The organism is Idiomarina sp. 29L, from assembly GCF_004123135.1.
Lineage (GTDB): Bacteria > Pseudomonadota > Gammaproteobacteria > Enterobacterales > Alteromonadaceae > Idiomarina.
This window is the reverse complement of the sequence record NZ_SDJS01000005.1, coordinates 54909-75049: the sequence shown is the minus strand read 5'-3', so window position 1 is coordinate 75049 and position 20141 is coordinate 54909. Positions and strand designations below refer to the sequence as shown.

Below are 20141 nucleotides of genomic sequence, written 5' to 3'. Positions count from 1 at the left end.
TGAGTGATCTAAAATTGTTAATTCCGCTATAGTACACAGAAGCTTACCGTTTGGAGTCGTACCTTTATGAAAACATGGATTCGTCTTAGTGTAACAGCCTCTTGTCTATTTCTTTTTACAGTGGCTCACGCACAGCAGCTGTCTGAAATGCAGCAATGCCTACTCGATAAAATGAATACGACCAAAGCGGAACAAACCACAATTGCGGATGTACGCAGTCAGTGTGAAGAGCAGTTACGCAGTGCCGAAGACGAGGAAGTGGTTGAAGTCGACGCCGTGGAAGAGCCGGGTGTGCTCACCAACCGGATGAAAAGTGAAAAGGTCACCCAGTTTGACCCTTATGTGCTGACTCCACACCGCCGAAATTACATGCTGCCTGTGCTGACCACAAACAATATAAACCGTATACAATACGCGGATATCGAAGGTTATGAGCAAAACCTGGAAGAATACGAGTCAAAGTTTCAACTAAGCTTTAAAGTACCGCTCAATAAAGAAAGCTTGTTGTTCGAGGACGACCAGTTTTTCTTTGGCTTCACTGTGCAGTCGTGGTGGCAAGTTTATTCGGACAATATTTCTAAGCCGTTCCGTGAAACGAACTACATGCCTGAGTTTTTCTACGCGACGCCAACCGGATGGCATCCTTTTGGTACCAATACGGCCTTAGTGTTTGGGGCTGAACATTTGTCGAATGGTCGCAGCCAACCACTGTCGCGCAGTTGGAATCGCTTCTATGCCCAGTTTGTCGTTGAAAAAGGCCGTTTTGTGTTTTCGCTTAAGCCGTGGGTTCGTTTACAAGAAGACGCGAAAACCGACCCGCTTCAGTCCAGCGGTGACGACAACCCAAATATTACGGACTATGTTGGCAACTACGAATTCACTACCGCATACAGCGACGGCGACTTCGAGTACATTTTAAAGCTTAACCACGCCATAGACACCGGCAGAGGCTCCGCCGAGCTTAACTGGACATTTCCACTCGGCGGTAAGTTTATTGGATACACCTCGATATTTACCGGCTACGGAGAGAGCCTGATTGATTACAACCACAAGCAAACTCGCTTTGGTATCGGTATTGCGTTAAACAATGTGCTTTAAGTGCTAAAAGCTGTAGGCGGCCGATAGCCAAAGACGTCGGCCGTCTTCAACATAGCCGTACTCTCCCACGCCAATCTCTTTGTCCAATAGATTATAGATACCTGCCGCTAACTTTAATTCACGGGTGACATAATAATTCACACCGAAGTCTGCCAGTGTGTACGACGGCGCAACCAAGGCATTCTGTGACGGCCCTGTCGTTGGCTGGCTCTCCTCACCGCGATAATGCACACGTAGCCAACTGTTCCAGCGCTTATTCGGCTTCCAGTTTAACGACGTTTGTATTAAGTGCTTAGGCAATTGATTTAGAGGCTCACCAGCATACTCACCCGATTTCTGTTCAGAGTCGGTGTACGTATAGTTCCCTTTAACTGACCAATGGCGGCTAAGGCGTGAATTGAATGTCAACTCAACCCCTCGGGTCACCGCTTCATCAATATTCACACGAGTCGTTGGCATGGAGCCAAACTGATTCGGTCCGGCATCACACACCGTTGCCGGGCAGGCAACGCGAGTAATTTTATCGTCAAATTGGTTGTAAAAAACAGTAGCAGAGGTTGAGGTATGGCGGCTCCAGTCGGTATACAAACCCAACTCATAGTTTGTTGACGTTTCTGCTTCTAAATTTGGGTTACCGTAAACATCGCCACCTCGGCTGACCTGACCCCAGTCAGGGGTCGTTTCGCGCAAGCCCGGCGCTCGGAAACCGGTTGAAACACCACCTTTGATCGTTGTTGCCCGGCTTAATGTATAAACACCGTAAACGCGAGGGCTCCAATGACCGCCGAAAATATCATCGTCGTCATAACGAACGCCGGTAGTTAAGTCGAACCCTTTAAACAATGGCCAGGCCGTTTCTGCAAATACCGACCATTGGGAGCCTTCAACTCGGGTACGGTCACTGATTTGGTTACTGGTTAAATCTTCCAGCTCTTCCTTAAAGTAGGAAACGCCGGTATTGACTGAATTGTCATCAAATAGTGGTAAATTCCAGTGGCTTTGAAAGTCGGTATTGGTAATGGTCATTAAACGAGCTTCGTTTTCATACTCGTCGCGTTTTAGGTAGCTGCGTGCACCCACTAAGCCCCATTGCCCGTTATGAGCGATAGATACGGAGTGACTATCATAGACAGTACTTGAAGACTCAGGACACCCGCGGCGACCACATTCTTCACCCGGCGCCAGCGGCTCAACCGTTTTTCCCAAAGACGCATCTATTGTCTGTTTAGCGGTACCTACCTCAAACAGAATTTCATGGTCCCGGTTTGGCGTATAAGCCAGTTTCATGTCCGCATCTTGCGCCGTTTTATCACGAAAGCCATCGACAATGTCATCTTCAAGGCGCCGTGTGTAGCCGGCCGACAACTGAAGTCCCAAAGTATCTTTAATGAGTGAACCTGCCGTATAAAAGTTCGTTTGATAGCTGTTACCGGACTCCGATCGTTCCTGCAATGTGCCGTCAACGCGAATTTCAGAGCGCCATTCGTCCGGTGTTTTTCGCGTAATGATGTTAATCACACCACCTATTGCGTCCGAGCCGTAAAGAGACGACATCGGTCCACGAATAATTTCAATGCGATCGATGGCAGCCAGAGGTGGCGTCCAGGCGCCTTCCACACCCGGACCGTCGCTGTTTGGACGGGTTTCTCTGGAGCTCTGACGCTGACCGTCCACCAAAATTAAGGTGTAGTCGGCTCCCATCCCCCGCAGACTGATATCCTGACGGTCACCACCGCCGGTGACTACAACCCCTGGCGCATCCGTCATGGCGTCGGTTAAGTCTTTGTAGAAGCGCTGTGACAACTCGTCTTTATCGATAACGGAAATAGAAGCCGGCGCCTTCTTGATATGCTGTGCGACACCAGAGGCCGTCACCACCATCACTTCCATGTCTTTGTGTTTATGACGTCGCTTTTCACGATCGTCGTTTGCACCATCCTGTGCATAAGCGGTACCCAAGGCAGAAAAAATAGCCATTGAAAGTACACCCAGTTTCAAGCCATTCTTAAAAACGTTCACAAATCGCCCCTTCATTTAAATGAGAATAATTTTCATTGGCGATCATAAGTGTTAAGATAAATTCATCAACGTCGAAATTCTGAAATAGGTTTTAAGCAGGACTAAAACATGAACCCAAAAATGATTCGGTCAATGAAGGCTTTTACCCGAACGGTTGAGCTGGACAGTATGAGTGGGGCAGCAAAGGAACTGCACATGACAGTGTCTGCGGTTAGCCAACAGTTACAGCGCCTGGAGAAAGACAACGGTATTGCGCTGTTTCATAGGAACACGCGGACGCTGACGTTGACCGAAGCCGGAAAAGTGTTTTACCAATCATGCTTAGACATGCTCAATATTGCTTCGCGTAACCAAGAGCAATGGGAGGCGTTGACCAAAACGCCGCAAGGGCAAATTAAACTGATAGCCCCGGTCGGTTTTGGTGGTGGCTTGCTCAGCGAGCCATTAAAAAAGCTGCAACAAGAGTTTAAAAATGTCCATTTTCAGCTGCACATGACGGACGAGCCCATTGATTTAATTACCGCCGGCGCCGACTTGGCCATTCGGATTGGCCCTCTTGCCGACTCATCGCTTTATGCAAGGCACTTAGTAGATTGGAACATGATTCCTTGTATTGCTGCTTCGCACCCGGCTGCGCAGAAGTCCATCAGTCGTTTTAACGACCTTCCCGAAGACTGCTTTATTGGGCATATGTCGAACTCTTCAGAGCTTGAATTCCCGCAACCGAAAATCATGCTCAACAACATGCAAACTGTGGTGCAACTGACACTAGATGGGGTGGGTTACGCGTTACTGCCAGAGCCTGAAGTCAAGCACCACATTGAAAGTGGTCACCTACTTCGGTTGCTGCCTGAGTGGAAAGGCAGTCCGTACAGTGTTCACGCAGTATTGCCGGTTAAAGACAATATTCCCGCAAAAACTGAACGGACTGTTGAGGTACTAAGCGAGTTCTTTCATCGCTTGTAGGGACTGCTGAACGTCACTCTCGCCCGACATCAAATCAAAGGCTTTGCGTTCCGTTCCTGATTCGTCGAGGCAGCGATGTAACACGTTCGCGACATCCTCACGAGGCACTGAGCCCGGAGCCAATGACTCTCCAACAACCACCTTACCGCTGGCAGGATCATCCGTTAATGCGCCGGGACGCACTATCGTCCAATTAAGGTTGCTGCGCATTAACTCTTTATCGGCGTAATGCTTCGCCGCATAGTAAGGCAGTAGCTGTTCCGCCCAATTCTCGCGGTTATTCGCTTGCCATGCGCTGACCATAATAAAACGTTTCGCGCCAGTATTCTCAGCAGCTTCAACGGTTTTCACGGCGCCGTCTAGATCCACTAAAAGCGTTTTGTCATCACCCGTGTTAGCCCCGGAGCCTGCTGTGAATACCACGGCATCTGCGCCGTTAAGAGCAGTCTGCAAGTCGTCAACGGAGCCTTCTAAGTCGGCTAACCTGGCTTCAACACCTTTCTCTTCCCACGATTGTTTTTGTTCCTGCTTCCGTACTACAGCAACAACCTTGTGTTTGTCGTCGTTTTGCAATTGTTCGACAAGATGTTGACCAATTTTTCCATTAGCACCAATAACAACAACATTCATAATCCACCTCCATGATTTCTATATCTGATCATACGCACTGAAGTGGCGGATTAGATCGCTACCCCACTGTAAATTAAAGGGAAGATAAGGGCTGCAGCCGATATGACAGCAGTGTGTCATATGACAGACTCAAAACTGGCGTCACGATATTTTTCTGGTACTGATAGCTTTATTCATCGAAATAACGCTGTACTCTTTACACTAAATAAAAAGGACAAACTCATGAAACAATCTTTACTGGAAAAACTGAACCTCGCCTATCGTTTTAAGTTTAACGACAATGGACACACGATAATGGCAAATGCATCAAGTCTCACAGGCAAAGAGGAAGTACTTGTTGACGGAGCTTCTGTGTCAAAGAAGCGTAACCTTGGGTTATCAAGCTGCCATAAGTTTCACGTCGACGGTACTGACTATGAACTTCATTTTAATGTGACAGGCTTTCTCTTTTGCCGCGTGGAATGTCGGCTGATAGTAAATGGTGAAACCGTCAGCACGGAAACGCGCTCTGCCTTCGATAACAAGAGAGCCTTTGTCAGGAACTTAGTTATTTTCTTCTTTGTTGGGCTGATATTCGGCTACCTCGCTGCCACCGCCGCATTAACGTTTTTGGGGTAGGCTATGCGTATTGATGCAACTAAAATTGTCGAGCTTCGAAATGACAAAGGTTGGACTCAGCAGCACCTTGCCGATGCGTGCGCCGTGAGCCTTCGCACAATACAACGAGTTGAGAAAGAAGGTATGGCTTCATCAGAAACCGTACTGGCTTTATGCAGCGTTTTAGAGGTGGAACGTAAGACCATTGAGTCAAGCTTTCGTGCCGAGCAAAAGCGACTGTCCCAAGACGCTCCCAAGCGGGCTCCAAGCTGGATCGATGCATTGCCAATGCTGATTACGTTATTACTTGGTATGGCTATCGGCATTGGGTTAACGCTATGGCTAACCAACCGATAGAGAACCGTTTGGCTTAACTCTCTGCATTGTCTGACCAAACAATGCAGTTTCTCCCCACATGCTTAGCTTTATAGAGCGCTTGGTCAGCGCGGCGGTAAATACTCGACACGTCGTCATTCGTTTCACTGGCGGTAGCGCCAATGCTGACAGTGGGGTTAATGACGTCGCCTGACTCCAGCGTGAGGACCGTTGTCTCCACGGCTTCTCGAACGCGCTCAAGTACGGCTGAGGCATTCTCTTTATCGGTGTGAGGCAAAATAATCATAAACTCTTCACCGCCGACCCGAATCACCGTGTCACTCCCTCTTAAACTGTCGTTCATGGCGTTAGCGCCAGCGATGAGCACCTGATCTCCAACGTCGTGGCCGTAGGTGTCATTAATGGACTTAAAATGGTCAAAGTCGATAACCGCGACCACGCAGCAACTATCCTGGTAATGGGTTGCCAGCCCTTGCTCAAGCATTTGCATGCCTGCCGAGCGGTTTTTTAATCCGGTGAGCGAGTCCGTTTATGCGATGGCTGCCATATCGTCACGTTGTCGTATCAGATCATGACGCACGGCCTGCTCCGCAATAACCGTCTCGACAGCGGTGCCCATCATACGCACCATTTCTATTTCCAGTTCGCTGAAAGCTTCCCGGCGAGCGGTTTTACGCGCAAACCCTAACACGCCCCAAACAACATCGTTAATAACAAGCGGTGTACCGATATAAGACTGAAGCCCATACGTCAGAAACGATTTATGATTTTTAAATCGCGCGTCTTTGTCGGCTTCATTGGTATGTACTAATTCATTTTCCTTTAAAACAACAGAGCAATAGGTAGTACCCAGAGGAAGTTGAGTACCGGCATCGAACTCTAATTTTGCCGTTTGTATCCACTCAATGGTGTATACGCCGTCAATGATTGAACTTGCGGTTCCAATATCCACGTCCAAATACTCAACGCCAAACTTCAGGAGCTCATCAATTGATACAGGATCAATACGCCGGCCGCGCTTATGAATAATGTCATGAATGGTGCGCATTAAATCGACCGAAGCATAGTACTCGGTCACGTCTTCCATCACAGCATACAGACCGACCATTTTTTTGCTTTCATCCAGCTCAGGAATGTAGCGGATATCCAAAAAGCACTTACGGCCATCCCTAAATGTAACCGCTTCCGAAAAGGAACTGACCTTGCCGCTTTCAAATACTTTGTCATGCCGAAGCTTCACCCTCGCGTAAAGCTCATCATCAAGAACATCGGAAACGAACCGACCCAGAATGTCGGCTTTTTTCAGGTTAAGGAACTGGCAATAGGCTTTGTTGATATAACGATAGCGCCGCTTTTCATCGATGAACGCGACCATAGTGGGTAACTTTTCCAGAATTTTATTCGACAGCTGACGCTCTGGCATGACAATCACCTTTGTTTATAACTAAAGCATAGCCTACGCCATTCAATTCGTCAGCCCAAGCTAACCGTTTAAAATCTTTACAAAAAACTCAGCACCTTTACGACGACAAAACTCGATATTGCGCTCAGGGATGGATTCCGGATCGTCATGTTGCTCAATTGCTTTCTCTAAACTCGCTTCCCTTAGCAAGTGAAGCGTTGGGAACGGTGAACGATTCGTGTAGTTTGCCGGGTCATCCTGAGGCTCACCATCAAAACAGTAATCCGGGTGAAAATGCGCTAATTGATAAATGCCTTCATAGCCTTCTTCAATAAGCAATGTGTCAGCCATGCCGACCAAGTCTAAAAAGCCATAGAAGCCTTCAAAGCCCTGAGGGATTATAAAAAGTGTGGTCTCGGTTTCAGGGGTTTCGTCCAGATGTTTCGCCTCGTCCAGTAATTGTTGTAACACCGAAGCCATGTCCTGTTGTTCCGCAACAACGTAGCGAACACGTTTGCGTTCAACTTCGCGGCGCGCAAACGGGCAAATATTGTATTTCACAATGAGCTGTTGCACCCAGCGCTCGGTTTGCTCAATAATTGTAGAAGTTTCGGTCGTCATTTTCGTATCACCAAAAGGACGCTTCTTTCTATGAAGTTTTTAGAACTCAAAGTTCCGCCCGTCATTGTTGTCGCCATTGTGGCAGGGTTGATGTGGTTAACGGCGCATTATACCGCAGAGTTTAATGCTTTCTATGTTGGCCAGCGTGCTGCGGCAATTTTCTTATTAGTGTTAGGTGTCTTACTGCCTTTACTGGGCGTTATAAGCTTTCGCCGGGCAAAGACCACGGTCGACCCGCGAGACCCGAACAAAAGTACCGAACTTGTCACAACGGGGATTTATCAGCGCACCCGAAACCCAATGTACCTTGGCTTTTTCTTTGTGCTTATGGCTTGGGGTGTATTTTTAGGCAGCGTGTTTTCGCTATGGGGCTTGGTGCTTTATGTTGCGTATATGACGAAGTTCCAAATCCAGCCCGAAGAGCGCGCTCTTACCAATGCCTTTGGCGAAGCGTACAAAAGCTATTGCCGGGAGACCGGTCGCTGGTGGTAATCAGGCGTTGACTAATTCGGCAATGCGCTTCTGCAACGTCGGAATAACGGCGTCTTCAAACCACGGGTTACGCTTTAACCACAAATTATTACGTGGGCTGGGGTGCGGCAACGGCAAAACCTCTGGCCAATAATGTTTCCAGTTTTTTACTCGCTCAGTAAGCGTCTGCTTTGGTTCGTCGATATGCCAGCTTTGGGCGTATTGCCCAATGGCTAACGTCAGTTCCAAATTCGGTAACTGCTCAAGGAGCTTGTGCCGCCACGCCGGAGCACATTCGGGTCGTGGCGGTAAATCGCCGGACTTGCCGGTGCCCGGGTAACACAACCCCATAGGAATAATAGCGAGCTTTTCAGCGTCATAAAACGTCGACTTATCAATGCCCATCCACTGACGAAGACGGTCACCACTTGGGTCATCGAACGGTTTACCGGAGGCATGAACACGTCTGCCAGGCGCCTGACCTGCGACTAAAACTTTGGCGTCAGGATGTAGCTGAACAACCGGTCGAGCTCCCATTGGCAATTCCGGTTCGCATAGCGTGCATTGACGAACCTCGGTCAGCAAGTTTTGCCAGGAGCTCATGGTTACCTCATTGGTTATTTCTCAATAAATGCCTGCTCAATAACGTAATCGCCTTGCTTACGCGACGTTGCCTTTGTAAAGCCACGCTCGTTCAATATAGCCATTAAGTCCTGCAGCATAGCGTCATTACCACACAGCATAAAACGGTCATGCTCCGGGTTCAAATCGGGCATGCCTATGGTGCGCGTCAACGTGCCAGAAGTCAGCAAATCAGTAATACGCTGCTGATGCGCTTCATCCCTGAAAGGTTCCCGAGTTACCGTTGGATAATAAATCAGCTTTTCTTTTACCCAGTCACCAAAAAACTCGTTACCAGGTAAGTCTTCACCTATTTCTTTTTGGTAAGCCAACTCGGAGACATAGCGCACCCCGTGAACAAGAATCACCTTGTCGTATTGCTCGTAAATATCGGGATCTTTAATGACACTCATGAACGGCGCCAGCCCGGTTCCTGTACTCAGCAAGTACAGGTTCTTACCCGGTAACAAATGTCCCGGAACAAGGGTGCCGGTAGGGCGCGTCGACAGCACCACTTCATCGCCCACCTGAATATGCTGCAAGCGAGACGTTAGTGCGCCATCAGGCACTTTTATGCTGAAGAACTCAAGTTCTTCTTCATAATTCGCGCTGGCAATTGAGTAAGCTCGCAGCAGTGGTTTGTCCTCCAATTGCAGGCCCATCATCACAAACTGGCCGTTTTCAAACGTGAAACTTGGCTTACGGGTGGTTCTAAAACTGAATAAAGTGTCATTCCAGTGACGTACCTGAGTCACGGTCTCGGCAATAGTACTTCTCATGAAAACTCCTGCTCCTGCAGATTACGGCAAAAGTAACGCTATGCGCTTAAAAACTGAAAAATCAGTTCACTATTTCTAAATTGCGAATAAGAATGATTTTCATATAGACTAACGCCATATTCATAAAACATCAAATAAAAACGTTGGCTTCAGCCAATTTTAACAGCAGTGGATTATGGCGCGCGGAAACAGATCAAAAAAGCGAGGTTGGTCACTCAAAGACTGGCACTGGATAAGCTCAGCAGTGTGCCTTATTGGCATGCTGCTGTTCTCTGTCACGGGAATTACGTTGAATCATGCGGGGTGGATAGAGTCTGCACCGAGCATCGAAAGTTACGAAGGGTCTCTCCCTCAAAAGGACTTGGAACGGTTGGTGAATGCGTCAGGGAATGACGTTCTGCCAACTTCCCTTCACCGCTGGTACGAAGCAAAGACACATAACAGCATCAGTTCAAATGCCCAAATAGAGTGGAGTGATTACGAAGTGTACGTCGCCATGCCCCGACCTGGCGGGGACAGCTGGTTCAGTGTCGATTTAGCCAGCGGTGCTTTTTATTCTGAAAACACTGATCGCGGCTGGATCGCTTACTTTAATGATCTGCACAAGGCCCGGAACACCGGATTCTTATGGAGTTTGTTTATTGATGTGTTTGCTATCGCGAGCATTGTTTTCACTATTACGGGGTTATTGCTTTTGAAAAAATACAGTAAGGGCCGCAAATCAACCTGGCCACTGGTCCTGGCCGGATTCATCATTCCACTTTTCGCCGTTATTGGCTCGGCTCACGCGGCTGAAAATGAACTCACAGTGGAAATTCCGCGCTTGTCTGTTGCCGAATATCACGTACCTTATGTTGCCGTTTGGTTAGCCAACGAGCGTCATCAGCGTGTTGTCGATATTGCGGTGTGGTATGACGTAAACCTTGAAAATAACGAAGGGGAAAAGTGGCTAAAAGACATGCGTCAATGGTGGCGCCGCAGCGGACGCATGACCGATATGCCCATAGATGGTGTGTCCGGCGCAACTCGCCGTCCCGGCATTCAACGGGTCGACTTAACCCCCATGCTGAATCAATTACCTGAGCTAAGTGAAGGCAAATACTACCTATACGTAGAAGCAGCTCGTGAGCTTGGCGGCCGTGAAATGTTGCGACTGCCATTGTCTTTACCTCTTAACCACCCAATATCCATAACAGACAGCGGCGAGCACGAACTCGGCCGTGTGTCCCTAAAACTGGAGCCTTAAGCATGAAATTATCTTCTGTAATAACGACAAGTCTTGCGGTACTGACACTGTTCGCCAGCGCCAGCAGTGAAGCACACCGTGTATGGATTAAGCCAAGTGCTACCGTTGTCTCCGGCGACTCTGAATGGGTCACCTTTGACGCGGCTATTGCAAATGGCATTTTTTATCCCGACCACTACCCATTGAGCTTAGACCGAGTGGAAGCGATGGCGCCAGACGGCTCTGCGGTAACGTTAGAGAACGGGTACAAAGGTAAACTACGTTCAGTGTTTGATGTTGAGTTGGAAAAGGAAGGCACTTACACCGTTTACTCAGCAAGCTCTGGGCTATCTGCCCGCTGGGTAGACGATAATGGCGAACGACAATACTGGCCGCCGCGTGGCTCCCGGAAAACGAATGACGACTTTTACAAAGAAGTTCCGCAAGATGCCAAAGACTTAGAGGTCAGTGAACGCTCACACCGGGTTGAAACATTTGTGACATCAGGCGCCCCGACTTATGACACTTTAGGACCTACAGGCAACGGTTTAGAGCTCAACCCAGTAACCCATCCTAATGACTTATACACTGGTGAAAATATTACGTTCAAATTCACGATAGACGGTGCAGCTGCTGCAGGTACTGAGCTGGTCTTGGTGAAGGGCGGTGAACGGTATCGCGATCGCTCTGAGCCGACCAAGTTGACTACTAATGAAGAAGGCGAAGTGACGTTTTCTGTTGATGAAGCCGGCATGTATTGGCTGGAAGCTGAATACTCAGACAATAATGGAAAAGCCCCGGCGACCAAACGCCAGGGCTCTTACGTCGCCGTTTTAGAAGTGTTGCCGATGTAATTAATCGGCGGTGACAACGGGTGGTTCGCTTAGGCGGACCACGCCCAGTGTATTGGCGTCGGTGCCGAACCAAATGGAGTCGGTGTTTTCGTCATAAAACATATGACGAACGGTACCGCCGCCACTCTCTAATTCGATAGGCTCAGAAAGCTCGTGTGTTGCTGTGTCAAAGCCCACTAAACGATTCGGTTGCACACCCGTTTCAACAAACCAAACGTCATTGCGCTTGTCGACAGCCATACCATAAGGGCGCGAGTTCCCTGCTGCGGGTGCACGCCAGTCTTTGTTGTCGCCAGTTACCGGATCATAGCTACCGACGTATCCCTGGTTATAATCGACATACCAAATAGTGCCGTCATCGGTCATACCTAAACGACGAGGACGCGATTTTTCCCGCTTCAATTCAAACTCTTTTAAATTGCCATTTTCAATGGTGGCCAGCTTATTCGTCCCAAATAACGTCGCCCAGGGCCGGTCATTTTCAACAATGAGGCCATAAGGTCTTGCCGAGTCTGTCGGTACCTCCCACAGCATGATTTCGCCGCCAGTGGTCTCTAAAAAGCCGATTTGATTACCGCCCTGAACGGTAAACCAAATATCACCTGCCGCTGTAAAGTCCATGGTATGACTGTCTTTTGGTCCACTACCGGGTAATTCAAATTGCTTAATATCACCGGTACCCGGGTCAATAAGGCCAATATGCTCTTTCAAGTTGCCCGCATACCAGGCGCCCCGGTCATCGACGATAACCGTGTGGGGCCCCGCGCCATCAGGCAAGTCGTAGCGTTTGAACTCTTCTGTTTCCGGATTAAAAGTTGCCGCGTAATGACTCCCCTGGCCGACAAACCAGACAATACCGTCGTGTACCCAAGGGTCTCGGGGCCGAGAGTCCTCCCACGGCACCTGCCATTCCTGGATTTCAGCGTTCGCCAATCCCGTTTCTTTATGATCATCACTGTTTGCCGGCGCACTGCTTAATCCCGCCAGGCCAACGACTACTGCACTTGCTAAACTAAGGTACTTCATCGTTATGCCTCCATCTCGTGTAGCCTGCCGCTATTGCGTCAGGTGCCACTTTAAAAGGTAGCTCTCACCTGATGCAATAGCATCAGGCTACCACCGTATCATCTAAATATTGCACCCGATCGTATCTTATGCAATGTTCACTGTATAAATAGTAAACGACGGGCTTTGTATGCTGGATCAATGGCTTATTGGTATTATCTTGCTGGCAATGCTGGCTTTATTTGTCATTGATAAATGGCGTTATGACCTGGTTGCCATGATGGCTCTGCTTTCGGCCGCCGTTCTGGGGTTAGTTCCAGCGGCTGAGGTTTTCAGCGGTTTCGGCAATGCCGCCGTTATTACCGTCGCCGCCGTTCTTATTATCAGTCATGCGCTATGGCGCTCCGGTGTTGTCGATGCTCTTGCGGCCGGCATGAAAAAAGTTGGCGACAAACGCTGGATTCAAATGATAGCGCTCACATCTGTCACGACCGTCTGTTCAGCGTTTATCAGTAATACCGGCACCATGGCGATAATGATTCCCGTCGCACTGCAACTGGCCCGCTCCAGCGGCAATAACCCCTCTAAACTACTTATGCCAATGGCGTTTGGCTCGCTACTCGGCGGGACCATAACCATGGTCGGTACACCGCCCAATATCATTATTGCGGACATTCGACGCGAAGCCATGGGCGAGTCCTTTGGCATTTTCGAGTTTACCCCTGTGGGCTTGAGTATTGCCGTTGCCGGCCTATTGTTTATGTGGTTTCTAAGCCATTGGCTGGTTCCAGAGAAAAGCGGGAAATCCAAATCGGCATCGCTTTATGATGTCAGCAGTTACCTCACCGAATTGTATGTCCCAAAAGAGTCTGACTTTATCGGCGAAACGCTCTACGAGTTGGAGAACCGCACCGAAGACGACTTTGTTATTGTGGCATTGCAGCGCGGTGAAAAGCGATGGTCGGCACCGGCTCGGTATTTAAGACTCAGAGCCGAAGACGTGTTAATTGTCGAAGCCAACGCTGAAACCATTCAACAGGTGATTGACGGAACCGGTTTAGAACTCAACGCCGAAGAAAAAATTGATGAACGCTTTTTGAAATCAGACGATATTACCGTTATTGAAGGTATCGTTGGTCACGACTCACGGCTTATTGGTCGCTCTGCTGCGGATATTAAACTGCGCAGCCGCTACGGCATCAATGTGCTTGGGGTAGCGCGGGAAGGTCAAAAACTCGGTACGGCTTTAGGTAATATTCGCTTCAAGCCAGGCGACGTTCTGTTATTGCAGGGCGACGCTGAGACGCTGACCGATGTATTTCAGCGCTTCGGGTGTTTTCCGCTTGCGCAACGCAGCTTGCGTATCGGATCGTCCAAAAAGCTGGCTTTGCCACTGGGCATTTTTGCTGCAACGATTTTATCGGCAGCTCTTGGGCTACTCTCTGTACCCGTTGCCTTCACACTAGCGGCGGGGCTTATGGTGGTCACAAATATTCTGCCCCTGCGCGAACTATACGACGCGATCGACTGGCCTATTATTGTGTTGCTGGGTGCGACCATCCCCCTGGGCTCGGCATTGGAACGCAGTGGTGCCGCCGATACCATTGCTAACGGTGTGCTCTATATCAGCGCCGGTGCGCCTGATTTTGTGGCCGTTGGTTTGCTGTTGGTTGTTACTATGCTGCTGTCGAATATCGTTAATAACGCTGCCGCCGCCGTACTTATGGCACCTATCGGCATCAGTATGGCGAACAGCTTCGGCGCCAGTATGGATCCCTTTTTAATGGCCGTCGCTATAGGCGCTGCAGTGCCATTCTTAACGCCAATAGGCCACCAATCGAACATTTTAGTAATGGGACCGGGCGGCTATAACTTTAGTGACTACTGGCGGCTTGGCCTTCCCTTGTCGTTGATTGTCGCCGCCGTGGCTCTGGTCATGATATTGCTGGTGTGGCCGCTGTATTAACCGCGGTCTTTATAAGGCAAATAGGTTCGTAATGTTTTTAGATGTTCGCGTAACGCGGTGCTTTCATTCCGGCAGTACTGTTCAATAGCGTCGTTAAGAGGGGACGGCATAAACCGGTAAAAGCCTTCACGAAGCACCGGCTCAAAGCCTCGATGCAGCTTATGTTCGCCCTGCGCACCAGCGTCAAAGTAGCTAAGGTTATGGTTAATGCAGTAATCAATTCCCTGATAATAACAAGCCTCAAAATGCAGAAATTCAAGCTCTTCCTGACAGCCCCAGTAGCGTCCATAAAGTGTGTTTTCACTTTTGAAGCACAGTGACGCTGCGAGCATTTCGTCATTTCGGTAAGCCGCAAACACGACAATATGTTCCGCCAATAACTTACCCCAAAGCTCAAATGTCGCTGGCGTTAAATAGCCGCCATGGCCTGAGCGTTTTAAGTAAGTTCGCTGGTAAAAGACAATGAATTGGTGCCAGAAATCTGCAGTTAATTCGTTGCCATGCAAAGTTCGCATTTCGACATTTTGCTCCGACACTTTCTGCCGCTCTTTGCGTATGGACTTGCGCTTGCGTGACACTAAAGCCCCGAGAAAGTCGTCAAAGGAACTATAACCCCGGTTCTGCCAGAGAAATTGAATATCAAAGCGCTGCCACCAGCCTTCATCTGCCAGTGCCTCGCTTACATTCGATTCAACGTACAGACATTGCAAGTTGCTGACATCGTGCTCCTGCATCAACGCCGATTCAATAACCGGTAGAACATCAGCAGCATTAACGCTCTCGGCAGTAGCCAAACGAGGTCCCTGACACGGGGTAAAAGGTATGGCGTTGATAAGTTTTGGGTAATACTGAAAACCATAACGCTCGTAGGCTTCAGCAAACGCCCAGTCGAACAAATACTCGCCATAGGAATGGGTCTTTTTAAACCACGGCATAATGGCAATCAGTTTGTCGCTGTTATCATGTACCGCAACATACTGGGGCAACCAGCCACGTTGAGGCCCAAGACTACCACCCTGCTCAAGCGCCAACAGGAAATCATATTGCGTAAACGGATAGTCACTGTTGAACAACCCGTTCCAGTCCGCCTTAGGTATTGACGTTATTGTTGAATGAACAACAGCGCGCATGGGTTAGGTGCTTAAAAGCCCAAGCACACTGATATCTTCGTCCAAACGTGGCCAATGGATGCCCTGGCCGTTGCCTAATAATTGCCAATCATTACATTCTTCTTCCGTGGCAGCTTCCAAGCGAGGAAACCAAACAATGGGAGCCGAAATTTTACGTCCGTCAGCCAGTTCAACTTCGAGCGCAGCTTCGGTAACAGATACATTCACTGCAACAGGGTGGCGATCAATTTCTAAAGTATTCATCCCAAGCCTCCAGAAGCTCTTTTTTATGTTGAGGTTTATCTTAGCAAACTATTTAAGGCTAAAAACACGTATCCAGGCGTCAACTGTTATAGTCAGATTTTGTAGCTTTTCTGCCTTCTCTCTGCCTTCTTTACTGGAGCGGTAGAGGTGTGGTGTCATGGTCAGCAGGTTTTTAATGGATTCGTTATTATTCAGTTCAACCTGAAAGTTCACACGCTGTTCAGAAGTCAGTTCATAATCTGAGCCGGTTATAGGCAACGTTTCACTTTTACTCTTTAGCTCAGAGTAGATTATGCTTTTTAGCTCCGTTAGGTGGTTTACCGCTGGATCAACCATAATCAATCGGCCACCAGGTTTTAAAACTCGTTTAAACTCTGCCTCAACCGGAAAGCCAAATACACACAAAATGGTATCAACACTATTGTCTGCCAGCGGAATCGCGTTATTCGATGCGACTATCCAGCTCAGACGTTTATCCTGCTTTGCTGCAGCCTGTACCGCCCATTTCGAAATATCCAGCGCAGCCACACTTAACTCTGTCCCTTTTTGCTCAGCCTGTTCAACGAGATAGCGCAAGTAATAGCCTTCACCGCAACCTGCATCGAGCAGAGTTTGGTCACCTTGCTCCAACACGATATCAGCCAAAGCCCGGGCTAGAGGTAGGTAATGCCCCTCCTCCAGATACTTACGCCGAGCCTGCACCATCGCTTTGCTGTCACCCGGGTCTTTCGAGCGTTTATTCTGTACCGGCAACAAGTTGACGTAACCCTGCTTTGCCACGTCATAGCTATGCCCATTTTCGCAGCACCAGGTGCGTTCATTCAGCTGCAAAGGCTGCTTGTCGAGGGGGCAAATGAGTTGGTCAAACGGTTGTATCACGGCAGAAACTCTTATTCACTTTAAAACTTAAGTTTACGGGGTTTCACGACAAAATTCAGGCACAAAAAAAGCAGCCCGTAGGCTGCTCTTCATAATTTGTGTTGCGCTTAACGCAAATTCAGACGCTTACAGCGCTTGAATGTTCTCAGCTTGAGGGCCTTTCGGGCCTTGGGTCACTGAGAAAGAAACGCGTTGGCCTTCAGCTAAGGTTTTGAAACCGTCGCCGACAATCGCGCTGAAGTGAGCAAATACGTCTGCGCCACCTTGCTGCTCGATAAAACCAAAACCTTTTGCTTCGTTAAACCACTTAACAACACCATTTACTGTATTAGACATAATCATATCCTGAAATTTTTAAAACTATAAAAGTACCGCACCGAGACAATCTCGACGCCGATGATCGTGCGGGGTAAAAAATGTGAAACTTAAAACTACAGGACGAGACGATTACTTCTAATAATGTGACGTAGAGGAGTGTTTAACTATCTGTTTCTTATCCAACGCCGCCCACTGTACGCTCATTTATTATAATGTCAAAGAATATTTTCAATTTATTTTATAAAAGTGATTTATAGTCAAACTAGGCTAAAAATCTGCGCCAGCATGCATCGAATAGAACCGCCGCCCAGCTCAATGGTTGGCACGTTAATGGGCACGAGTGTCACCCATTGCTCCAATGTCTTTATTTGACTTGCACTTAAAGCGTTATAAGCGGTTGCAGAAATAGCCAGTAATTTGCACCTATCTACCTCTAACTCCAGAGTATTACCAGAAAAGTGCTCTATTTGATTTTCCGTCAGCTGAACCAGCTCTTTGCCACTTGCTGCAACCGTATCCATAAAACGGCGCTGTTCGTGGTCATCGCGAATCATCTCAGCGGATGCCATGACAAAGTCACTGCCAACGGACATAAGCACATTGGTATGATACACCGGCTTGCCGTCTCGGCTGGTGGCATCAAAGGCCACAGGTTCGTAACCCAGTTTTTGGCAAAGCGCTTTCAATGCGCTTTCGTGCATACGCTTAGAGCGAGCAGCGTAAGCAAGCTTATGCTCATGGTCGAACACAATAGACCCTGTGCCTTCCAGAAACACACCGTCATTTTCCTGCGCGCTTAAATCAATAAGCTGTTGATAGCCATATTCATTACGAAGAAATTCAATAATGTCCGGACGACGCTCTTTGCGGCGGTTTTCACAATACATAGGGTATAAAACCAGCTCGCCAGAGGCATGAGTGCTGAACCAGTTGTTGGGAAATACCGAGTCAGGTGTTTCTGTGGTTTCATCCTCGAATAAGTGCACCTGAACACCATACTCACGCAGCTTACTGACCGCTTCGGTCACTTCGTTGTAAGCCGTTTTAGCAACGTTAACGCCGTCTTTCGCCAGCGACTGAAAAGCATTATCGCCCATGGTTTCCGGGTTCGATGCAAAGTGATGCGGGCGCACCATAACAACGATATTCGAAGACTGACTCATATAGCTGGGTTCATAGAAAATTTGCGCGCATTTATAGCAAGTTAGCGGTGCCTTAGCAAACCATTAAATACTCAAATAAAAATGCATTTGATAATCGTTCCCATTAGCAATATCATTTGCGGAAAGTTTTTTAGAGAGTAGAAAAGAATGACTCAACGGCAATGGTTCAAACTGCACGGATGGTGCTCATTACCTATTTGGATCCTGTTTTGTTTTATCTGCATTACAGGAACCATAGCGGTATTCAGCCACGAATTAACCTGGTTATTTAACGAAAATGCGCGCGCGGTTAACCCTAATGATTTACCCGCCAAACCCATTTCTGAATTGGTTACAGCGGTGCAAAGCGCTTACCCATCGGCCAATATTACAACGGTCATGACCTTCGAGCCTTATTTAATTAATGCCGTCATTTTCTCGACCGAAACCATTCCTTCGGGCATTGCTTATGTAAACCAATACACCGGCGAAATTCAGGAAGTTAACCAAGGCATTACCTTTATTAACTTCATGCGTTCACTGCACGGTTGGCTGTTATTCCCATGGCAAAGCAGCTACAGCGTGGGTTATTACCTGGTTTCCGCCATGTCATTTGTAATGATTGGTGCTTTGGTTACTGGGCTTGTTATTTATAAGCGCTTTTGGCGCGCCTACACCCAACCCAAAGTTCGTGCGAAACAGGGCAAAAAGACATTGCTTACCGACTTGCACAAACACGGCGGAGCATGGTCAATCTGGTTTCTTATTGTCATGAGTCTGACTGGTCTTTGGTACTTCACTCAGCAGGTTATGTGGCATGCGGATATAGACATTGAAGCCCATCCGCCATTAGTGGAAGCTTCAGACATACCTCTTGGCGAAAAAGCGGAGCCACCAGTGACTTTTGCTGACGCGATGAAAACAACCGAAAAGCGTTTTCCGGAGTTCCGCCCCAGCTACATTATGATGCCGGAGCATAATCGCGACATGTTCAAAATTATGGGTGGCGGCGACACGGTGTTCTTCGACGACTACTCTTACCGTGTCAATATAAACCCATGGACCGGAGAAATAGCCAGCGAAACCATACCCGAGACCATGGGTGCATTACAAACCATTCAGCACATTGTCGACCCACTCCACTACGGCACTATTGGTGGTATTTGGACAAAAGCTATTTGGTTTATTTTCGGGCTGATCCTGTCCGCCATGTCCATTACCGGTTTCTTGATTTGGGGCTCGCGAACCGTAAAAGCCGCAAAGGAAAAGAAGACACCACTGCGTGAGTCTCTGCAAAGTGAGGGAGCGAACTAATGGCGCGCCGTAAAAATACATTTTGGAACCGTAATAAATTTAAGTTAAGTGGCTTAATTCTCATTCTGCCTTTTTACTTTTTGTACGAGCAACTCCAACCGCCCGAATTCCCGGAAGTCTGGGAAGAAAAATCGGTAGGACCTTTCGAGGTTGCAATACAGCCGTTAAATAACGAGGCTCCATATGCTCACCATGAAGACTGGGTCAAAGACTTTTCCGCTTATGTAAACGAAGGCAACGTCAGTGATATTCGGCAGGGCTACGTAAGTATTGGTGAAAAACCACTGCCACTCAACACACTTGAAAGTGATGACGTCGGCATTTTGCATGGCAGCGAATTACTGCAGCATGTACACGCTATCGCACCGCAAAAATATGAACCGGAACATCGCGTTTGGGTAACTTTGCAGACCTGGGACGGCAGTGTTCACAAGGCCTCATGGGAACTTCCCGAGAATTGGTTAAAATAAAACTTTAAATACGAATCGTTTTCATTTAGGATCCATCTCAACATAAACGCTTGTG

General features: G+C 48.2%; 22 protein-coding genes and 1 pseudogene. 10 read left to right on the top strand and 13 right to left on the bottom strand.

The features are described from left to right. Positions 1-66: 66 nt before the first annotated feature. Entirely contained in the window at positions 67-1098 is a 1032-nt protein-coding gene (locus tag EST55_RS11045; protein WP_129497508.1) for a phospholipase A, read from the top strand. Between the two features lie 3 nt (positions 1099-1101). Here the strand turns inward: EST55_RS11045 and EST55_RS11040 are convergent, their stop codons facing one another. Next, the gene (locus tag EST55_RS11040) at positions 1102-3132 is read right to left on the bottom strand and encodes a ligand-gated channel protein (RefSeq protein ID WP_164976540.1); all 2031 of its coding nucleotides are present in this window, start codon (positions 3130-3132) and stop codon (positions 1102-1104) included. A gap of 93 nt (positions 3133-3225) precedes the next feature. Between EST55_RS11040 and EST55_RS11035 the strand changes: the two genes are divergently transcribed. Beyond that, positions 3226-4083, top strand: coding sequence for a LysR family transcriptional regulator (locus EST55_RS11035; protein WP_129497506.1), 858 nt, complete (start codon positions 3226-3228; stop codon positions 4081-4083). On the opposite strand, the gene EST55_RS11030 is transcribed toward EST55_RS11035, so the two are convergent. After that, positions 4057-4713, bottom strand: a complete 657-nt coding sequence (locus EST55_RS11030; RefSeq protein ID WP_129497505.1) for an SDR family oxidoreductase — start codon at positions 4711-4713, stop codon at positions 4057-4059. The genes EST55_RS11035 and EST55_RS11030 overlap by 27 nt on opposite strands. Positions 4714-4935: 222 nt before the next feature. On the opposite strand from EST55_RS11030, the gene EST55_RS11025 reads away from it, so the two are divergent. After that, a complete protein-coding gene (locus tag EST55_RS11025) occupies positions 4936-5331 on the top strand; it encodes a hypothetical protein (protein ID WP_129497504.1) in 396 nt (131 codons plus the stop codon). A gap of 3 nt (positions 5332-5334) precedes the next feature. After that, positions 5335-5667, top strand: coding sequence for a helix-turn-helix transcriptional regulator (locus EST55_RS11020; protein WP_129497503.1), 333 nt, complete (start codon positions 5335-5337; stop codon positions 5665-5667). Positions 5668-5680: 13 nt separating this feature from the next. On the opposite strand, the pseudogene EST55_RS12385 reads toward EST55_RS11020, so the two are convergent. From EST55_RS12385 to EST55_RS11010, 3 genes and pseudogenes are all read right to left on the bottom strand, one after another. After that, positions 5681-6163, bottom strand: a pseudogene (locus EST55_RS12385) (GGDEF domain-containing protein); the annotation flags it as partial. A gap of 12 nt (positions 6164-6175) precedes the next feature. After that, entirely contained in the window at positions 6176-7069 is an 894-nt protein-coding gene (locus tag EST55_RS12380; RefSeq protein ID WP_240665304.1) for a PAS domain-containing protein, read from the bottom strand. Positions 7070-7129: 60 nt separating this feature from the next. Beyond that, positions 7130-7669 (bottom strand): DUF1415 domain-containing protein, encoded by a 540-nt coding sequence (locus tag EST55_RS11010; RefSeq protein WP_129497502.1) that lies wholly within the window; start codon positions 7667-7669, stop codon positions 7130-7132. Positions 7670-7699: 30 nt separating this feature from the next. Between EST55_RS11010 and EST55_RS11005 the strand changes: the two genes are divergently transcribed. Then, a complete protein-coding gene (locus EST55_RS11005; protein WP_129497501.1) occupies positions 7700-8161 on the top strand; it encodes an isoprenylcysteine carboxylmethyltransferase family protein in 462 nt (153 codons plus the stop codon). Here EST55_RS11005 and EST55_RS11000 read toward each other — a convergent pair whose 3' ends face one another. Beyond that, positions 8162-8743 (bottom strand): uracil-DNA glycosylase family protein, encoded by a 582-nt coding sequence (locus EST55_RS11000; RefSeq protein WP_129497500.1) that lies wholly within the window; start codon positions 8741-8743, stop codon positions 8162-8164. It abuts the gene before it with no gap. Between the two features lie 14 nt (positions 8744-8757). Beyond that, on the bottom strand, positions 8758-9540 hold the full coding sequence (locus EST55_RS10995) for a ferredoxin--NADP reductase (protein WP_129497499.1): 783 nt from the start codon (positions 9538-9540) through the stop codon (positions 8758-8760). A gap of 175 nt (positions 9541-9715) precedes the next feature. Here EST55_RS10995 and EST55_RS10990 point away from each other — a divergent pair, with 175 nt between their 5' ends. After that, positions 9716-10786: a PepSY-associated TM helix domain-containing protein gene (locus EST55_RS10990; protein WP_129497498.1), complete on the top strand. Its 1071-nt coding sequence runs from the start codon at positions 9716-9718 to the stop codon at positions 10784-10786. A gap of 2 nt (positions 10787-10788) precedes the next feature. After that, positions 10789-11619, top strand: a complete 831-nt coding sequence (locus EST55_RS10985; protein ID WP_129497497.1) for a DUF4198 domain-containing protein — start codon at positions 10789-10791, stop codon at positions 11617-11619. On the opposite strand, the gene EST55_RS10980 is transcribed toward EST55_RS10985, so the two are convergent. Continuing rightward, positions 11620-12645: a lyase gene (locus EST55_RS10980; RefSeq protein ID WP_129497496.1), complete on the bottom strand. Its 1026-nt coding sequence runs from the start codon at positions 12643-12645 to the stop codon at positions 11620-11622. A gap of 169 nt (positions 12646-12814) precedes the next feature. Between EST55_RS10980 and EST55_RS10975 the strand changes: the two genes are divergently transcribed. Further along, positions 12815-14590: an SLC13 family permease gene (locus EST55_RS10975; RefSeq protein WP_129497495.1), complete on the top strand. Its 1776-nt coding sequence runs from the start codon at positions 12815-12817 to the stop codon at positions 14588-14590. Here the strand turns inward: EST55_RS10975 and EST55_RS10970 are convergent. From EST55_RS10970 to EST55_RS10950, 5 genes are all read right to left on the bottom strand, one after another. After that, on the bottom strand, positions 14587-15720 hold the full coding sequence (locus EST55_RS10970; protein ID WP_129497494.1) for a GNAT family N-acetyltransferase: 1134 nt from the start codon (positions 15718-15720) through the stop codon (positions 14587-14589). The two genes, EST55_RS10975 and EST55_RS10970, sit on opposite strands and share 4 nt — an antisense overlap. A gap of 3 nt (positions 15721-15723) precedes the next feature. After that, positions 15724-15963: a DUF2442 domain-containing protein gene (locus tag EST55_RS10965; RefSeq protein WP_129497493.1), complete on the bottom strand. Its 240-nt coding sequence runs from the start codon at positions 15961-15963 to the stop codon at positions 15724-15726. 48 nt (positions 15964-16011) lie between these two features. Then, positions 16012-16842: a putative RNA methyltransferase gene (locus EST55_RS10960; protein WP_129497492.1), complete on the bottom strand. Its 831-nt coding sequence runs from the start codon at positions 16840-16842 to the stop codon at positions 16012-16014. Between the two features lie 126 nt (positions 16843-16968). Then, on the bottom strand, positions 16969-17178 hold the full coding sequence (locus EST55_RS10955) for a cold-shock protein (protein WP_100691222.1): 210 nt from the start codon (positions 17176-17178) through the stop codon (positions 16969-16971). 239 nt (positions 17179-17417) lie between these two features. After that, positions 17418-18323: an arginine deiminase-related protein gene (locus EST55_RS10950; protein WP_129497491.1), complete on the bottom strand. Its 906-nt coding sequence runs from the start codon at positions 18321-18323 to the stop codon at positions 17418-17420. Positions 18324-18470: 147 nt separating this feature from the next. Between EST55_RS10950 and EST55_RS10945 the strand changes: the two genes are divergently transcribed. Both EST55_RS10945 and EST55_RS10940 read left to right on the top strand, forming a co-directional pair. After that, entirely contained in the window at positions 18471-19616 is a 1146-nt protein-coding gene (locus EST55_RS10945; RefSeq protein WP_129497490.1) for a PepSY-associated TM helix domain-containing protein, read from the top strand. Next, the gene (locus EST55_RS10940) at positions 19616-20086 is read left to right on the top strand and encodes a hypothetical protein (protein ID WP_100691218.1); all 471 of its coding nucleotides are present in this window, start codon (positions 19616-19618) and stop codon (positions 20084-20086) included. The genes EST55_RS10945 and EST55_RS10940 overlap by 1 nt, the downstream gene beginning before the upstream one ends. The last annotated feature ends 55 nt before the right edge of the window (positions 20087-20141 follow it).

What these genes read in the sequence shown, in the direction of transcription:
- EST55_RS11040 (WP_164976540.1), bottom strand. Translation starts at nt 3,132, where the DNA reads ATGAAGGGGCGATTTGTGAACGTTTTTAAGAATGGCTTGAAACTGGGT.
- EST55_RS10975 (WP_129497495.1), top strand. Translation starts at nt 12,815, where the DNA reads ATGCTGGATCAATGGCTTATTGGTATTATCTTGCTGGCAATGCTGGCT.
- EST55_RS10965 (WP_129497493.1), bottom strand. Translation starts at nt 15,963, where the DNA reads ATGAATACTTTAGAAATTGATCGCCACCCTGTTGCAGTGAATGTATCT.
- EST55_RS10945 (WP_129497490.1), top strand. Translation starts at nt 18,471, where the DNA reads ATGACTCAACGGCAATGGTTCAAACTGCACGGATGGTGCTCATTACCT.
- EST55_RS10955 (WP_100691222.1), bottom strand. Translation starts at nt 17,178, where the DNA reads ATGTCTAATACAGTAAATGGTGTTGTTAAGTGGTTTAACGAAGCAAAA.
- EST55_RS11045 (WP_129497508.1), top strand. Translation starts at nt 67, where the DNA reads ATGAAAACATGGATTCGTCTTAGTGTAACAGCCTCTTGTCTATTTCTT.
- EST55_RS10980 (WP_129497496.1), bottom strand. Translation starts at nt 12,645, where the DNA reads ATGAAGTACCTTAGTTTAGCAAGTGCAGTAGTCGTTGGCCTGGCGGGA.
- EST55_RS10940 (WP_100691218.1), top strand. Translation starts at nt 19,616, where the DNA reads ATGGCGCGCCGTAAAAATACATTTTGGAACCGTAATAAATTTAAGTTA.
- EST55_RS11010 (WP_129497502.1), bottom strand. Translation starts at nt 7,669, where the DNA reads ATGACGACCGAAACTTCTACAATTATTGAGCAAACCGAGCGCTGGGTG.
- EST55_RS10995 (WP_129497499.1), bottom strand. Translation starts at nt 9,540, where the DNA reads ATGAGAAGTACTATTGCCGAGACCGTGACTCAGGTACGTCACTGGAAT.
- EST55_RS11005 (WP_129497501.1), top strand. Translation starts at nt 7,700, where the DNA reads ATGAAGTTTTTAGAACTCAAAGTTCCGCCCGTCATTGTTGTCGCCATT.
- EST55_RS11030 (WP_129497505.1), bottom strand. Translation starts at nt 4,713, where the DNA reads ATGAATGTTGTTGTTATTGGTGCTAATGGAAAAATTGGTCAACATCTT.
- EST55_RS11025 (WP_129497504.1), top strand. Translation starts at nt 4,936, where the DNA reads ATGAAACAATCTTTACTGGAAAAACTGAACCTCGCCTATCGTTTTAAG.
- EST55_RS11020 (WP_129497503.1), top strand. Translation starts at nt 5,335, where the DNA reads ATGCGTATTGATGCAACTAAAATTGTCGAGCTTCGAAATGACAAAGGT.
- EST55_RS10970 (WP_129497494.1), bottom strand. Translation starts at nt 15,720, where the DNA reads ATGCGCGCTGTTGTTCATTCAACAATAACGTCAATACCTAAGGCGGAC.
- EST55_RS11000 (WP_129497500.1), bottom strand. Translation starts at nt 8,743, where the DNA reads ATGAGCTCCTGGCAAAACTTGCTGACCGAGGTTCGTCAATGCACGCTA.
- EST55_RS10990 (WP_129497498.1), top strand. Translation starts at nt 9,716, where the DNA reads ATGGCGCGCGGAAACAGATCAAAAAAGCGAGGTTGGTCACTCAAAGAC.
- EST55_RS10950 (WP_129497491.1), bottom strand. Translation starts at nt 18,323, where the DNA reads ATGAGTCAGTCTTCGAATATCGTTGTTATGGTGCGCCCGCATCACTTT.
- EST55_RS11035 (WP_129497506.1), top strand. Translation starts at nt 3,226, where the DNA reads ATGAACCCAAAAATGATTCGGTCAATGAAGGCTTTTACCCGAACGGTT.
- EST55_RS10985 (WP_129497497.1), top strand. Translation starts at nt 10,789, where the DNA reads ATGAAATTATCTTCTGTAATAACGACAAGTCTTGCGGTACTGACACTG.
- EST55_RS12380 (WP_240665304.1), bottom strand. Translation starts at nt 7,069, where the DNA reads ATGCCAGAGCGTCAGCTGTCGAATAAAATTCTGGAAAAGTTACCCACT.